The organism is Ciceribacter lividus (genome assembly GCF_003337715.1).
GTDB lineage: Bacteria > Pseudomonadota > Alphaproteobacteria > Rhizobiales > Rhizobiaceae > Allorhizobium > Allorhizobium lividum.
In genome coordinates, this window is sequence record NZ_QPIX01000009.1 from 162,454 (window position 1) to 177,600 (window position 15,147).

Below are 15,147 nucleotides of genomic sequence, written 5' to 3' on the forward strand. Positions count from 1 at the left end.
GGATCAGAACGCCGGGATGAGGGCGCCTTTGAATTCCTCGTTGATGAAGGTCCTGATGCTGTCGTCGTGGTAGGACTCGACCAGCGTCTTGACCCAGGGCGCATCCTTGTCGGCGGTGCGCACCGCGATCACGTTGGCATAGGGCGACTTCTCGCCTTCGATGGCGATCGCATCCTTCTTCGGGTGAAGGCCCGCTTCCATCGCGTAATTGGTGTTGATCACCGCGGCGTCGACGTCATCCAGCGAGCGCGGCAGCTGGGCGGCATCGAGCTCGGCGAACTGGATGTTCTTCGGGTTCTCGGTGACGTCGGCCGGGCCGACCTTCAGACCGGCTTCGGGGTTGACCTTGATGAGGCCCTTCGATGCGAGCACGAGCAGCGCGCGGCCGCCGTTGGTCGGGTCGTTCGGGATGGCGACGGTCGCACCGTCCTGCAGCTCGTCGAGGCTCTTCACCTTCTTGGAATAGACGCCCATCGGGGTGGTGATGGTCGTGCCGACGCTGACGATGTCGAAACCGCGGTCGGCGATCTGGTTGTCGAGATACGGCTGGTGCTGGAACGAGTTGGCATTGAGATCGCCATCCGCCAGCGCCTGGTTCGGCACGACGTAGTCGGAGAACTCGACGATATCGATGTTCAGGCCCTTCTTCGCCGCGATTTCCTTGACCTTTTCCATGATCTGGGCGTGCTCGCCGGCGGTCACGCCGACCTTGATGTCCTCGGCAAGCGCCGCACCGGCGGAAAACAGGGCTGCGATAGCGGTAGCGACGATCAGTTTCCTCATTGTCTTTTCTCCTTGGGTTTCCTGAAAGGGAGGTTTCAGTTCTTTCGGCTGCGCTTGTCGAAGCGCCGGGCGAGCGCGTCACCGGCGCTCTGCACGGCCTGGACGAGCAGGATGAGCACCACGACGACGGCGAGCATCACCTCGGGCATGAAGCGCTGGTAGCCGTAACGGATGCCGAGATCGCCGAGACCGCCGCCACCGACCGCACCGACCATGGCGGAGTAGCCGATGAGGCTGACGACGGTCAGCGTCAGCGCGAGCGTGATCCCGGGCTTGGCCTCGGCCAGCAGCACCTTGACGACGATCTGGAACGGCGTCGCGCCCATTGCACGCGCCGCCTCGATGAGCCCCTTGTCGACCTCGCGGATCGCCGCCTCGATCAGGCGGGCGATGAAAGGAATGGTCGAGATCGTCAAAGGGACGATCGCCGCGATCGTGCCGATCGAGGTGCCGGTGATGAACCGCGTCAGGGGAATGATCGCAACCACGAGGATGATGAAGGGCGTCGAGCGTAGCGCATTGACGACCAGTCCGACGATGCGGTTGGTGAGCGGCGCCTCGAAGAGTTCGCCCCTGCCGCTGGTCGCGAGAAAGATCCCCATCGGCAGGCCGACGAGCGTGCCGATGAACCCGGCGGCAGCGACCATCTGCAATGTCTGCAGCAGCGCCTTGACGAGAAGGCCGATGAGCATGTCAGGCGCCATAGCCGAGCACCTCCGTGGTCAGACCGGTTTCGCGGTAGAAACGCCCTGCCCGCTCCAGCGTCGCGGCATCGGCGGGATAGGAAACGACGAGCGAGCCGAAGGGTTCGCCGGCGATCTCGTCGATCGCGCCCGCAAGGATGTTGAGGTCTGCGCCGATCTCGGCGGCGAGCCGTGCGGTCAGCGGCCGGAAGGCCGTCTCTCCGAAGAAGATCAGCCGCACGAAGGCCCGATCGCCCGCGCTCGGCGCGCTGGCGAGGTCATTGCTGATCCACTCCGGCAGTTTCACGCCGACGGCGGCCGAAAGCAGCGCACGCGTGGTCTCATGTTGCGGCCGGGTGAAGACATCGAAGGTCCGCCCCTGCTCGACGATGAGGCCCCGGTCGATCACGGCGACATCGGAGGCGATGGTCTTCACGACCTCCATCTCGTGGGTAATCAAGAGCACGGTGAGGCCAAGCTCGCGGTTGATCCGCTTCAGGAGATCGAGGATGGATTGCGTGGTTTCGGGGTCGAGCGCCGACGTCGCCTCGTCGGAGAGCAGAAGCTTGGGCTCCGTGGCGAGCGCCCGCGCGATCCCGACCCGCTGTTTCTGCCCGCCGGAGAGCTCGGCCGGATAGCGCTTTGCCTTGTCGCCGAGGCCGACGAGATCCATCAGCGGCCCAACCTTCGCCTCGATCGTTCGCGCATCGACACCGGCGATTTCGAGCGGCAGCGCGATGTTGTCGCGCACGGTCCGCGAGGAAAGCAGATTGAAGTGCTGGAAGATCATTCCGATCTCCCGGCGCAGCGATCGCAGGCCCGCTTCGTCGAGCGCGCCGACATCAACCCCGTCGACCGCCACACGGCCGGTGGAGGGTGTCTCCAATCCGTTCACCAGCCGGATCAGCGTCGACTTGCCCGCGCCGGACCGGCCGATGATGCCGGTGATCGAACCGCGCGCCACGGCAAAGTCCACCCCGGCGAGCGCGGAGAACGCCGGACGGCCTCCGCTGCCGCCGAAGCGCTTGGTGACGCCTTCGAACGTCACCATCGGCTGCGCATCGGTCTTCGGGAGATGGGCGACGATCGACATCAGGCACCCTCCGGCACGAGCGAAATCCCGTAGCTTCGTCTGTTCATGAAATTTCTCTTCGGTAGAAGGCCGCAAACGGGCCGCGGACAGGGGTTCTCTCGGTGCTTACCGCGAGCAACACATTCGACGCATGAGACGCCGCTCTACCATTTCCTGCCATTCCCTTTCAAACCCGCGGCCTGCATGGGTGTCATGCATCCGCGAACGATGGCTTCTTATCGCACCATCTTACCGGCCTGCCGAGCGAAGTTATTTCCCTCTCGGGCTTCAGGGCGCAAAATATGACCAAACATCAGAGAGGAACCGAAGGCGTTCAGGCGCGCCGCCTTGGGAGGATACGGCGCGCCTTCGTCGTTCAAGCGACGACGCTGACGAAACTGTCCTTCGGGCGGCGGACCTTCTTGAGGTTCACCAGCCAGTCACCCTCGGTCTCGCGGTAGCCGAGCGGCATGATCGTCACCGAGCGAAGGCCGCGCTCGCGCAGGCCGAGGATCTCGTCGACCTTGTCCGGCTCGAAACCTTCCATCGGCGTCGCGTCCACGCCTTCGAAGGCGGCCGCCGTCAGCGCGAGACCGAAGCCGATATAGGCCTGCCGTGCGGCGTGCTGGAAATTCACCTCCGGATCGCGCGGTACATAGGTGTTGAGCAGCATCTGCCGGTAGTTTTCCCAGCCTTCGTTGGTGAAGCCACGTTCCTTGTTCACAAGATCAAACATCATGTTGATGCGGTCGGCGGTGTAGTTGTCCCAGGCAGCGAAGACGAGCAGGTGCGAGCCGTCGGTGACCTGTGCCTGATTCCAGGCCACCTCGCGGATGCGCGCGCGCACCTCCGGATTGGTGACCACGATCACTTCATAGGGCTGCAGGCCGCTGGACGTGGGCGCCAGCCGCGCCGCTTCGAGTATCCGTTCGACTTTGTCGTCCGGGACGACCCTGGTCGGGTCCATCTTCTTGGTCGCGTAGCGCCAGTTGAGCTTGTCGAGGAGCATGAGAGAGTGCCTTTCTGGTCTGCGGTTTCCGGAGGCTGGCCGTTCAGGCAAGGTACATTCGGAAACCTTGTAACAAAACGTAACCAGACCTAAATATGTAACGCTACGCGAGACACAAGAAGGCACATGAGTTATACCAAGTCACACGGAGGTAAGCGTAATGTGTTCGAGCTATGACCCAGGCAAGTGCCCGACCGTCAGCGAAATGCTGTCACGGCTCGGCGACAAGTGGACCGTTCTCATCATCATGGTGCTCCGGAACGGGCCGCAGCGCTTCAGCGACATCAAGCGCACGGTCGTCGGCGTATCGCAGCGCATGCTGACGCTGACGCTGCGCGCGCTCGAACGCGACGGCATGGTACGGCGGACCGTCTATGCGTCCGTGCCGCCTCGGGTCGAATACGAACTGACGGAACTCGGCCAATCCTTCTCGGAACCGATCCAGGCGCTCGGCGGCTGGGTTTTTGAGAACTACAACCAGATCCACGCCGCCCGTGCAGAATTCGACGCACGCAGCGAAGCCGAACGCGGCAATGACAAGCTGATCAAGATCGGTTGAACGGAGTACGTCGCCCTGCCCTGACGCCGCCCTTTGGAAACGGCGAGCCAGGGCACCACCCTGAGGAAATGTCCGAGCTCCCTACCGTGACGCCGGGTCCTTCGCGGCAACCGCGCCCATGAAGCGCCCGAGGGCCGAGCAAATTGCGTGTTCGGTCTCCGGCGCGCCGAGGATGGCCGCGATTTCGTCCTCCGATTTGCCGAGCAACGGCACGCGCAGGAAGGTCTCGGGTCTGAGATCGGTCGCGATCGTCTTCAGCACCTCGGTCAGCGCTTCCAGCGCGAAATCGCCCCGATGGGAAGCATGCACGAGCATGACGGGCTTGCCGGGAATTTCGAACCGCGACACCAGCCAGTCGAGGGCGTTCTTCAGACCTCCCGGAATGCCGTGGGCATATTCCGGCGCGCTGACGATCAAGCCGTCCGCGGTCGCGATCTCTTGCGCAAAGGTCAGCACCGGTTCGGGCGTGAGATCGCCTTCCAGGTCGGGATTAAAGATCGGCATCAGGCCGATCAGGCCGGAGATTTCGACCTCCACGCTGTGCGGGGCAAGTCGCCGGATCGCTTCGAGCAGCGCGCGGTTGGTGGAGCGTGTCCGCAAGGAACCGCAGAGCGCGTAGAGGCGTTTGGCCGGGACCGACATGTGGGCGTGCCTTTCAGGAGAATCGGAGCGCCATCATCGCACGCCCGCCGGCCGTGTCACCCCGCCTTGAAGTTGCCCTTCGGAAACTGCGAGGCGAGCGCGCCGTACCATTTGCCGCTTTTCTTGACGATGCGTTCCTGGGTCTCGTAATCGACATAGACGAGGCCGAAGCGCATCCGGTAGCCCTCCGCCCATTCGAAATTGTCCATCAGGCTCCAGGCGAAATAACCGCGCATCGGGAAGCCTTCCTTGATCAGGTCGGCGACGACGCCGAGGTGCTCTACGTAGTAGTCGAGGCGCGGCTGGTCGTCGACCTCGCCCTTCTCCGGCCCCATGTTGTAGCAGGCGCCGTTCTCGGTGATGTAGCAGGCGGGCAGGTCGTAGCGGTCATAAAGCCCCTCGACGAGCGACTTCAACGCCGGTGCATAGACCTCCCAGCCGATATCGGTCTTCACCTTCGAGACCGGCGGCGCGCCCGCGGTCGCCGGGAACTCGGCATCGGGCGCCGGATCGGCTGCGACGCGCATCGGCACATAATAATTGAGCCCCCACCAGTCGAGACTCTGGCCGATGACCTCCATGTCGCCGTCTTCGATCGCCGGCATGCGACTGCCGAGGGCCTCCATGAACCGGTCGGGATACTTGCCCTTGAAGACCGGATCGAAGAAGACGCCGTTGTGGAACTGGAAGGCGCGCTCGGCCGCCGCCTTGTCGGCATCGCTGTCGGAAGCCGGGATCACCGCATGGGCGTTGATGACGAGGCCGGCCGGCACCTGCGGTGCCACCTGCCGGATGGCGTCGATGCCGAGGCCGTGGGCGAGATTGGTGTAGTGGAGCGCATGCAGCGCCGCATCCATGTTCCGCTCCCCCGGCGCATGCACGCCGTAGAGATGGGAGAGCCAGACCGAACACCAGGGCTCGTTGAAGGTTGCGACCGCATCGAGCCGGTCGCCGAGCCGCGCCATCACGATCTTGGCGTAGCGGTGGAAGGCATCCGCCGTCGAGCGCGCCGTCCAGCCGCCGTCACCCATCAGCGCCAGCGGCAGGTCCCAGTGGTAGAGCGTCGCGAATGCCTTGATCCCCCGCGCCTTCAGACCGTCGAGCAGCTTGTCGTAGAAATCGAGCCCCTTCTCGTTGATGCGGCCCGTACCCTCAGGGATGATCCGCGGCCAGGCGATCGAGAAGCGGTAGGCGGAGACGCCCATCTCCTGAATGAGGTCGAGATCCTGTTCCCAGCGGTGGTAGTGGTCGCAGGCAATATCGCCGTTGTGCCGTTGGTAGACGCGCCCCGGCATGTTGGAAAACGCATCCCAGATCGACGGTTTGCGGCCGTCCTCTTTCGTCGCGCCCTCGATCTGAAAAGAGGCCGTGGCAACGCCGAAAACGAAATCGCCGGGGAACCGCTCGGCAAGTTTCTTCGGATCAGTCATGGAAACACCCCGTCGCTTTGGATCGGAACAGGCGAGGCCGGAAGGGATGGTGCGCGGCCCGCGCGAGAACGTCGAAAGCGGTTTAAACCAATCCGGAATGAGGAGAAAGACCGATGGGCGAAAAAACTGCAACGTTGCAGTTGAACGGCACCCTCCCCTTGAAGGGGAGGGTCGGGCCGCAGGTCCGGGGTGGGGTGAACACGTCGACAGGGATCATCCCCACCCGCGCATTCCGCGCGACCTCCCCCCTCAAGGGGGAGGTGGGCGAACAATCACACCTTCACCCAGGCCCCGTTTTGCTTCGACGAGGCGATGCAGGCCTCGACGAAGGCAACGCCCTTCACCCCGTCGTCGATGGTCGGATAGACAACGGCGGGATCGACGGCCGTACCGGAGCGGGCAGCAGTGATGGCGGCAGCCGCTTCCGAATAGATCGTGGCGAAGGCTTCGAGATAGCCCTCCGGGTGGCCGCTCGGAATGCGGGTGACACGCGCGGCGGATGCACCGGCGCCGGCGCCCGCACGGGTGATGAGCTGCTTCGGCTCGCCGAGCCGTGTGAACCAGAGATAGTTCGGATCGGCCTGCGTCCACTCGATGCCGCCCCGGCTGCCGTAGACGCGCAGTTTCAGCCCGTTCTCGTGGCCGGTCGCCACCTGGCTGCACCAGAGCATGCCCTTGGCGCCACCCTTGAAACGCAGCATGACATGGGCGTTGTCGTCAAGCTTGCGCCCGGCGACGAAGGTGTGGACGTCGGCCGCCAGTTCATCGAGCTCAAGGCCGGAAACGAAGCAGCCGAGATTATAAGCGTGCGTGCCGATGTCGCCGGTGGAGCCGCCCGCTCCCGACTGCTTCGGGTCGGTGCGCCAGGCGGCCTGCTTCTGGCCGGTCTGCTCGATCGGTTCGGCGAGCCAATCCTGCGGATACTCCATCTGCACGATGCGGATTTCGCCGAGTTCGCCGTTGAGCGCGAGTTCCCGCGCGTGGCGAACCATCGGATAGCCGGTGTAGTTGTGCGTGAGGATGAAGAGCGCCCTGCTCTTGTCCGCCACCGCCTTCAGCTTCCTGGCGTCCTCCAGATTGGAGGTGAGCGGCTTGTCGCAGATGACATGGATGCCCCGCTCGAGGAAAGCCTTGGCGGCCGGATAGTGCACATGGTTCGGCGTGACGATCGACACCGCCTCGATGCCGTCCGGCCTTGCCGCCTCCTTCTCCGCCATCTCTTCGAAGGAACCGTAGCAGCGCGCCGGGTCGAGGCCGAGTTCGCGGCCCGATGCCAGCGACTTCTCCGGCGTCGAGGAGAGCGCGCCTGCCACGAGATCGAAATGATCGTCGATGCGCGCGGCCATCCGGTGCACGCCGCCGATGAAGGCGCCCTGCCCGCCGCCGACCATGCCGAGCCTGATCTTCGCCGTCCGCTCGCCCGTCTTACCCGCTTCGATCGCCATCGTATTAGCTCCTTCTGGAAGTTGGTCTGGAATCCGGATTCCAGATTGGTTAGAATGGCATCCTGAAGAGAAGGATGCCCTGACAGTGAACAACTGAGATCCGCCTCCCGCGAGGCGAAGCACCAGAGCCGATGCCGACACTCGACGTGCATCGAAGCCCCGCTTTATCAAGGATCTTGGTCATGCCTTTTCTCGACAGCCAACTGGCTCATCCCATCACGCTCGCCGACGGCTCCCCCTACGAGGAAACCGTCTACCTCAACGTCGTCATCGACCATCCCCGTATGGAGATCGGCGACTTCAGTTACTTCACCCATTCAGGCCCCGTCACCGAAACAGCCACGATTCTGGCACCCTATCTCTATCCTTTCAGCCGGGAGAAACTGACAATCGGCAAGTTCGTGCAAATCGCACGTGGCAGCCGCTTCATCACCAGTTCCGCCAACCACCCAATGACGGGCATCAGCACCTATCCGTTCCGGGTCTTCGATCCGCAGACAATCGGCGGCTATCAGGAGCTTCCCTTCAAGAACACTGCCGTCGGCAACGACGTCTGGATCGGCGACAGCGCAACCATCATGCCGGGCGTCACCATCGGGTCCGGCGCCATCATCGCGGCGTCTTCCGTGGTGACACGCGACGTACCCCCCTACACGATCGTCGGCGGGAACCCGGCCAAAACGATCCGCCAGCGATTCCCGCCCGAGGATGTCGCCAACCTCCTCGCCCTTGCCTGGTGGGATTGGCCGCTGGACCGGATCGAGGCCGCCTTGCCTGCGCTCGAAAAGGGTGACATTCCAGCCCTCCTGCTGGCTTGACGACTCATAACCCCAGCATCCGGCGGTTGGCCGCCTCGTCGGTGCCGCCGGAAGCGAAGTCGTCGAAGGCCTTTTCCGTCACGCGGATGACATGATGCTTGACGAACTCGGCGCCTTCACGCGCGCCGTCCTCCGGGTGCTTCAGCGCGCACTCCCATTCGACGACGGCCCAGCCGTCGAAATCGTTGGCCGCCATCTTCGAGAAGATCGCACCGAAATCGACCTGGCCGTCGCCGAGCGAGCGGAAGCGTCCGGCGCGCTCGACCCAGCCCTGGTATCCGCCATAGACGCCCTGCCGGCCGGTCGGATTGAACTCCGCATCCTTGACGTGGAACATCTTGATCCGGTCCTTGTAGATGTCGATGTTGTCCAGATAATCGAGGCATTGCAGCACGTAGTGCGACGGGTCGTAGAGCATGTTGGCGCGCTTGTGGTTCTTCACCCGCTCGAGGAACATCTCGAAGGTGACGCCGTCATGCAAGTCCTCGCCGGGATGGATCTCGTAGCAGACATCAACGCCCTGTTCCTCGGCATAGTCGAGGATCGGCAGCCAGCGTTTCGCCAGCTCGTCGAAGGCGGTTTCGACGAGGCCTGCCGGACGCTGCGGCCAGGGATAGAAGAAGGGCCAGGCGAGCGCGCCGGAAAAGGTCGCGTGGGCCTTGATGCCGAGATTGCGGGACGCCTTCAGCGCGTATTTGACCTGCTGCACGGCCCATTCCTGGCGGGCCTTCGGATTGCCACGCACCTCCGGCGCCGCAAAGCCGTCGAAGGCCTCGTCATAGGCCGGATGGACGGCGACCAGCTGGCCCTGCAGATGGGTGGAAAGCTCGGTCACCTCGACACCGTTCTGCCGCGCGACACCGGCAAACTCGTCGCAATAGTCCTTCGATTCGGCAGCCTTTTTCAGATCGATCAACTGCCCGGCCCAGGTCGGAACCTGCACGCCGACATAGCCCTTCTCGGCGGCCCATTTGGTGATTCCGTCCCAGGAATTGAAAGGCGCCGCATCGCCGGCGAACTGCCCGAGAAAGATGCCGGGCCCCTTGATCGTCTTCATGAATGCTCCTCCACATCTGCAACGTTGCCGTTAACAATTACAGCATTATACACCGGAGACAACCGGCTAGATTTCATGACCGGGTAGAGGCTTGCAAGCACGGGTCCGACCGTGAACTGCGCCATCGACGCGACGTCGAGCTCAGTGATCAACGTGGTGAACGGGCCTGCGAGAAGGTGACGGGGGCAGGCGGGCGTGGGAGATAGCGGTCGCTCAACGCAGCCGGTGATTTGATGCAGGTCATTCCAGGCTGGCGCAGATAGGCTAGTGAAAATAAAGACCAAGCCTATTGTCGGAGAGACCAAGCGGGAATGCCGTGTCCAGTTGAAGCGCTGGATGATTTCGCCTTCATTCGCGAAATGCGTCCGGAGACGCGCAAGCGTCTCAGTTCCAAGGTTACGCTGACGGCCTTGCCACCGGCGGCCAGCGTTCTGCGACTTGGCGACGTCGTGGACGGGGTTTATCTCATCCGCTCCGGCGGTATTCGTGTTTACTATCTCGACGCCGATGGTCGCGAAGGAACGCTCTATTGGATCGAAGCCGGACAGAGCTGCATTTTGGCTTTGAACAGCCTGTTCACGGAGATCCCCTACCCGGCGTGGGCAGAGGCCGAGGCAGACGGCGTCGAGATCCTTACGGTTCCGGGGCCACTCTTTCGTGAACTGTTCGCCGGCGAGCCGGCCGCACAGCGTTTCCTGTTCGAGCAGCTGTCGGAACGGGTCTTCGAGCTGCAAAAACTGTTGGAGCGGACCATGCGCCTGCCGCAGGAACAGAGGCTCATCCTTCTGCTTCTGGCGCACGCCGATGCGGATGGAACAGTCCGTCTCTCTCAGGAGAAGCTGGCACGGCATCTGGGAACTATACGTGAAGTGGTGGCCCGCCTTCTGCGCCATCTCGCAAGTCAGGGGCTCGTCGCAACCGCGCCGCGCCGGATACTTCTGCTGGACAGGCGGAGGCTCATGAAAATCGCTGCGGCCGAAGACGAGACTGCCTTTCCTCTGTGGCCCGCGGGACCTCGATGCAGTACGGCGCCCGGACAGGTCCGAGCGCCGCTGAACGACTGATCCCGAATTATCTGCGCAGCGCGTCCACCGCGTCCTTGGTGGTAAGGACGCCGTTGGCGATCATGCCGTAGTTGACGAGCGCGGCGTTGTAGGCATCGGCGCCGGGAGCCGCGACGGCATCCTTGACGACATAGACCTTGAAGCCGTTCTCCATCAGCGCGCGCATGTGGGAGTCCACGCAAAGGTTGGCGACCATGCCGCCGAGGATGACGGTGTCGATGTCGCGGGCACGAAGCTGGTAGATCAGGTCATTGCTTTCCGGCCCGTACATCTTGTGCGGAGCAACCACGATGGTCTTGCCGTCGTAGATATAGGTCTTGTACGGCTCGTAGAAGTCAGCGCCGGATCCTTCGAAGCCCTCCGGATCGTTGAGCGACACGCGCTGCAACGCCTTCATGTCGAGAAGCTGGCGCTGCAAGGCCCCCGCCCGCGACCAGTCCACGTCGAGCGCGTTGTAGACCAGCGGATCGACGGCGAGCGCAACGCCGCTCGACTTGGCCGTCGCCATCAGCGTCTCGATGTTCTTGATCGTGCCGAGTTCCTTGAGATTATCGGCGAGAAGGCCGTAGAGCTTTCCGTTTTCGGCCAGGAAGTCGTTCTGGGGATCGGTGATGACGATGGCGGTGTGCGCCTTGTCGAAATGCGGGAGAGCCGGCTCGGCGGCCGAAGCAACAGCCGCCGAAAATGCGAGCGGAAGCCCGACTGCGAGCGAGAGGAGAAGATTTTTCATTGTCCTTGTCCTTGATAAGCGGATGATATCGGTCATCGTTCGTCCGCGGACGCTGCCGATGACGCCGAACGGTTACGCCTCTCGCCAAATCGCCGATGTAACAATTGTTGCGTCCCGAAAGCCGGTCGCTTATCCCGCGATTTGCCCGCGCAGGCCCGCCTGTCGTATAGAGGGTCTTCAGCCACGCTGGGCGCATCCGCCTCGGGCGCGGCGTTGTCCCCGCGAAAAACGGAACGGAGATCGAGTTTGAGTGTCGCTTTCGTCAAGGAAGAGAGTGCCGAGGCGGCCTCCGAAACCCTTTTGCCCGACCGGCCGATATCGCCGCATCCGAACCTCGTGACGGAGGCGGGCCTGAAGGCTCTGGAGGAGCAGTTGCGGCAGGCCCGCGAAGCCTATGAGACGGCAAACATAATCGAAGACGTGAACGAGCGGCGCCGGCAGTCGGCGAGCCCCTTGCGGGACCTTCGCTATTTTTCCGAGCGGGTGCGCACCGCCCAGCTCGTCCCGCCCCCGGCCTCGACGGAGACGGTCGCCTTCGGAAGCCTAGTCACCTTCGAGCGCGACGACGGGCGCGTCCAGACCTACCGGATCGTCGGCGAGGATGAGGCCGACCCGAAGGCCGGATCGATTTCCTATGTCTCTCCGGTGGCGGCGCTGCTTCTCGGCAAGGCGGTCGGCGACGTCGTCAGCGTCAACGGCCAGGAGCTGGAGATCACGGCGATCTCCTAAAGATTGCCGTCATGCCGGCCCGCGAGCCGGCATCCAGCGCGATCAAGTCCTTGATCGCCGAAAGACTCTTTCACGGCGCAGACGCGCCGTGGCTGGATGCCGGATCACGTCCGGCATGACGGAGGAGTGGAGCCGCACCGGCGGCAGCAATCTCTGTCAGATGTTCGGGGCCGGAGCGCATACACGCCCCGGCCCTTCGTTCGCTCTGGCCTTCCACATCAGACGTAGCGGTTGACCACGTTTTCCAGATATTCCTGACGGCCGGACTTCGGCTCGGGATTGGTGTTTTCCCGCTCCACCATGCCGGCGATCTCGTCGAGGGAATATTCGCCGCGCAGCATCTTCTGCGCTTCCGGGCTTTCCCACTTGGCGTAGCGCTCCTCGAGCGGCTTCGACAGCGCCCGGTCCTCGATCATCTTCGCCGCCGCCTTGACACCGCGGGCGCAGCAATCCATGCCGCCGATATGGCCGATCAGCAGGTCCTGCGGATCGAGCGACTGGCGCCGCAGCTTGGCATCGAAGTTCGTGCCGCCGGTCTTGAAACCGCCACCCGCAAGGATGTGGTAGTAGGCGAGCGCCATTTCCGGCACGTTGTTCGGGAACTGGTCGGTATCCCAGCCGGACTGGTAGTCGTTGCGGTTCATGTCGATCGAACCGAAGATGCCGAAGGCGTTTGCCATGGCGATTTCATGCTCGAAGGAATGGCCGGCGAGGATCGCGTGGCCCTGCTCGATATTGACCTTGACCTCGTTTTCCAGCCCGTTCTTCTGCAGGAAGGCGTAAACGGTGGCGACGTCGTAGTCGTACTGGTGCTTGGTCGGCTCCTGCGGCTTCGGCTCGATCAGGATCGTGCCCTTGAAGCCGATCTTGTACTTGTACTCGACGACGAGGTTGAGGAAGCGGCCGAGCTGGTGCAGCTCGCGCTTCAGGTCGGTGTTGAGCAGCGTCTCGTAGCCTTCGCGGCCGCCCCAGAGCACGTAGTTCTCGCCGCCGAGCCGCTGGGTCGCATCCATGCAGGTCTTCACGGTCGCTGCGGAGAAGGCGAAGACGTCCGGGTCGGGATTGGTGGCAGCACCCGACATGAAGCGGCGGTTGGAGAAGAGGTTCGCCGTGCCCCAGAGCAGCTTGACGCCGGTTTCGGCCTGCTTCTTCTCGAAATAGTCGACGATCTCGCCGAGGTTGCGGGTGTTCTCCGCAAAGTTCGTACCTTCCGGCCGGACGTCCGCGTCATGGAAGCAATAGTAAGGCACGCCGAGAAGCTGGAAGAACTCGAAGGCGACGTCCGCCTTGAGCTTTGCGGCCTCCATGGTGTCGGAGAACCACGGGCGCTGGAAGGTCTGGCCGCCGAAGGGATCGCCGCCCGGCCAGGTGAAGGTGTGCCAGTAGGCGATCGCAAAGCGCAGATGGTCTTCCATCCGCTTGCCGGCGACGATCTCGTCGGGATTGTAGTGGCGGAAGGCAAGCGGATTGATGCTCTCCGAACCTTCGTATTTCACTTTGGCGATATCGCCGAAAAAGCCTGTGCTCATGGGTAGTCCTCCTTTGGAAATGTTCACCCTCCCCTCGAGGGGGAGGGTCGGACCGCAGGTCCGGGGTGGGGTGACCGCGGTTTTTCACCCCCACCCGCCGCTTCGCGGCGACCTCCCCCCTCAAGGGGGAGGTGGAAAGATCAGATCGCCCGGATCGCCGGATAGAGCGCCCGGTAGCGCCCGTAGGCCTCCTCATAGGCACCGCGCAGCGCCGTGACCGGCTCGATCGTTTCTGCCGTCTTCGGCGCCGTGCAGACGGAAAGCGAAGCTGCCCCCGTCGCCGCGATCAGGCCGAGGCGGGCGGCGCCGAAGGCCGCGCCGAAATCTCCGTCGGCAGGAACGTCGACCGGAATCCCGAGCGCCGTCGCAATCGAGGCCAGCCAGTAGCGCGAGCGCGAGCCGCCGCCGATCGCCGTCACCCGTGCGATCGTAGTACCGGCCGATTTCAGCGCCTCGAGATTGTCGCGGATGGCAAAAGTAACGCCTTCGAGCACCGCCTGGGTCAGCACCGCACGCGCGCTCTCGTGGCCGAGGCCGATGAAGGCGCCGCGGATCTTCGCATCGTTGTGCGGTGTGCGCTCGCCGGAAAGGTAAGGCAGGAAAGTGACGCTGCCCGGCGCTTTCAGCGTGTCGCCGAGTTCGGCCGTCAGCTCGCCCGCCGACTTGCCGGTGACGCCCGAGTGCCAGTTCAGCGCATCGGTTGCGGAAAGAATGACACCCATCTGGTGCCAGGTTGCAGGCAGCGCGTGGCAGAAGGCGTGCACGGCGCTCTCGGGTTTCGGCAGGTAGCTGCCGTTGGCCGCAAAGAGCACGCCGGACGTGCCGAGCGAGACGAAAGCCTGGCCTTCCGCGACCGTACCCATGCCGCAGGCAGACGCCGCATTGTCGCCGGCCCCGCCGGCAACGACGACGCCCGCCGCCATGCCCCATTCGCCGGCAAGCTCGGCGCGCAGCCGCCCCGCCTCCTCGATTCCTTCGACCAGTCCCGGCATCTGGCTTTCCGAGAGGCCGGTAGCCGAGAGCAGCTCCGTCGACCACCGGCGCGCGCCGGTGTCGAGCCAGGACGTGCCGGCGGAGTCCGACATGTCGGAGAGGTATTCGCCGGTGAGCCAGAGCCGCAGATAATCCTTCGGCAGCAGCACCTTCGCCACCTTGGCGAAGACCTCCGGTTCGTTCTTCGCGACCCAGGCGAGCTTCGGCGCGGTGAAGCCGGGGAAGACAATGTTGCCGGTGATCGCGCGGAAGCGTGGATCGGCGTCGAGCGCCGCGGCCTCGGCATGGCTACGGGTATCGTTCCACAGGATGCACGGCCGCAGCACGCGGTCCGCGGCATCGATCAGCGTCGCTCCGTGCATGTGGCCGGAAAGCCCGATGCCCTTCACGGCCGAAAGTTCGTTCGGATGCTTCGCCTTGAGGCCGGCAACCGCTTCCCTGGTCGCCCGGATCCAATCGGCCGGATCCTGTTCCGACCAGCCGGGATGCGGCCGCGACACGTCGAGCGCGCCGTTCGCCGAGCCGATGACGCGCTGCTCGCCGTCGATCAGCATCGCCTTGACGCCCGAGGTTCCCAAATCCAGGCCGAGATACATGTGTCACT

General features: G+C 63.7%; 15 protein-coding genes. 4 read left to right on the forward strand and 11 right to left on the reverse strand.

Annotation, left to right across the window (positions count from 1 at the left end; genetic code table 11):
* Positions 1 to 3: 3 nt before the first annotated feature.
* From DFR48_RS16495 to DFR48_RS16510, 4 genes are all read right to left on the reverse strand, one after another.
* Entirely contained in the window at positions 4 to 783 is a 780-nt protein-coding gene (locus DFR48_RS16495) for a MetQ/NlpA family ABC transporter substrate-binding protein (RefSeq protein WP_114364304.1), read from the reverse strand.
* Between the two features lie 35 nt (positions 784 to 818).
* Positions 819 to 1,487 carry a methionine ABC transporter permease gene (locus DFR48_RS16500; RefSeq protein ID WP_114364305.1) on the reverse strand — a complete coding sequence of 223 codons (669 nt, stop codon included), beginning with the start codon at positions 1,485 to 1,487 and terminating at the stop codon, positions 819 to 821.
* The gene (locus DFR48_RS16505; protein WP_114364370.1) at positions 1,477 to 2,517 is read right to left on the reverse strand and encodes a methionine ABC transporter ATP-binding protein; all 1,041 of its coding nucleotides are present in this window, start codon (positions 2,515 to 2,517) and stop codon (positions 1,477 to 1,479) included. Before DFR48_RS16505 ends, DFR48_RS16500 begins: the two co-directional genes overlap by 11 nt.
* Before the next feature lie 397 nt (positions 2,518 to 2,914).
* Complete coding sequence (locus DFR48_RS16510; RefSeq protein ID WP_114364306.1) at positions 2,915 to 3,547, reverse strand: NAD(P)H-dependent oxidoreductase; 633 nt, start codon at positions 3,545 to 3,547, stop codon at positions 2,915 to 2,917.
* Between the two features lie 160 nt (positions 3,548 to 3,707).
* On the opposite strand from DFR48_RS16510, the gene DFR48_RS16515 reads away from it, so the two are divergent.
* A complete protein-coding gene (locus DFR48_RS16515) occupies positions 3,708 to 4,106 on the forward strand; it encodes a winged helix-turn-helix transcriptional regulator (RefSeq protein WP_114364307.1) in 399 nt (132 codons plus the stop codon).
* Between the two features lie 81 nt (positions 4,107 to 4,187).
* Here DFR48_RS16515 and DFR48_RS16520 read toward each other — a convergent pair whose 3' ends face one another.
* The 3 genes from DFR48_RS16520 to DFR48_RS16530 form a co-directional block, all read right to left on the reverse strand.
* Entirely contained in the window at positions 4,188 to 4,748 is a 561-nt protein-coding gene (locus tag DFR48_RS16520; RefSeq protein WP_114364308.1) for an NADPH-dependent FMN reductase, read from the reverse strand.
* Between the two features lie 56 nt (positions 4,749 to 4,804).
* Complete coding sequence (locus DFR48_RS16525) at positions 4,805 to 6,178, reverse strand: GH1 family beta-glucosidase (RefSeq protein ID WP_114364309.1); 1,374 nt, start codon at positions 6,176 to 6,178, stop codon at positions 4,805 to 4,807.
* Between the two features lie 272 nt (positions 6,179 to 6,450).
* A complete protein-coding gene (locus DFR48_RS16530; RefSeq protein ID WP_114364310.1) occupies positions 6,451 to 7,623 on the reverse strand; it encodes a Gfo/Idh/MocA family protein in 1,173 nt (390 codons plus the stop codon).
* 182 nt (positions 7,624 to 7,805) lie between these two features.
* Between DFR48_RS16530 and DFR48_RS16535 the strand changes: the two genes are divergently transcribed.
* Positions 7,806 to 8,441, forward strand: coding sequence for a CatB-related O-acetyltransferase (locus DFR48_RS16535; protein ID WP_114364311.1), 636 nt, complete (start codon positions 7,806 to 7,808; stop codon positions 8,439 to 8,441).
* 4 nt (positions 8,442 to 8,445) lie between these two features.
* Here the strand turns inward: DFR48_RS16535 and DFR48_RS16540 are convergent, their stop codons facing one another.
* Positions 8,446 to 9,498 carry a sugar phosphate isomerase/epimerase family protein gene (locus tag DFR48_RS16540; RefSeq protein WP_114364312.1) on the reverse strand — a complete coding sequence of 351 codons (1,053 nt, stop codon included), beginning with the start codon at positions 9,496 to 9,498 and terminating at the stop codon, positions 8,446 to 8,448.
* A 359-nt stretch (positions 9,499 to 9,857) separates the two neighbouring features.
* On the opposite strand from DFR48_RS16540, the gene DFR48_RS16545 reads away from it, so the two are divergent.
* On the forward strand, positions 9,858 to 10,562 hold the full coding sequence (locus DFR48_RS16545; RefSeq protein ID WP_170141910.1) for a Crp/Fnr family transcriptional regulator: 705 nt from the start codon (positions 9,858 to 9,860) through the stop codon (positions 10,560 to 10,562).
* A 7-nt stretch (positions 10,563 to 10,569) separates the two neighbouring features.
* Here DFR48_RS16545 and DFR48_RS16550 read toward each other — a convergent pair whose 3' ends face one another.
* Positions 10,570 to 11,292, reverse strand: coding sequence for a cysteine hydrolase family protein (locus DFR48_RS16550; protein WP_114364314.1), 723 nt, complete (start codon positions 11,290 to 11,292; stop codon positions 10,570 to 10,572).
* Between the two features lie 246 nt (positions 11,293 to 11,538).
* Between DFR48_RS16550 and greA the strand changes: the two genes are divergently transcribed.
* Positions 11,539 to 12,021 (forward strand): transcription elongation factor GreA, encoded by a 483-nt coding sequence (gene greA, locus DFR48_RS16555; protein ID WP_114364315.1) that lies wholly within the window; start codon positions 11,539 to 11,541, stop codon positions 12,019 to 12,021.
* A 218-nt stretch (positions 12,022 to 12,239) separates the two neighbouring features.
* Here the strand turns inward: greA and xylA are convergent, their stop codons facing one another.
* Positions 12,240 to 13,550 carry a xylose isomerase gene (xylA, locus tag DFR48_RS16560; protein WP_114364316.1) on the reverse strand — a complete coding sequence of 437 codons (1,311 nt, stop codon included), beginning with the start codon at positions 13,548 to 13,550 and terminating at the stop codon, positions 12,240 to 12,242.
* A 140-nt stretch (positions 13,551 to 13,690) separates the two neighbouring features.
* Positions 13,691 to 15,139, reverse strand: a complete 1,449-nt coding sequence (gene xylB, locus DFR48_RS16565) for a xylulokinase (RefSeq protein WP_114364317.1) — start codon at positions 15,137 to 15,139, stop codon at positions 13,691 to 13,693.
* Between the last annotated feature and the right edge of the window lie 8 nt (positions 15,140 to 15,147).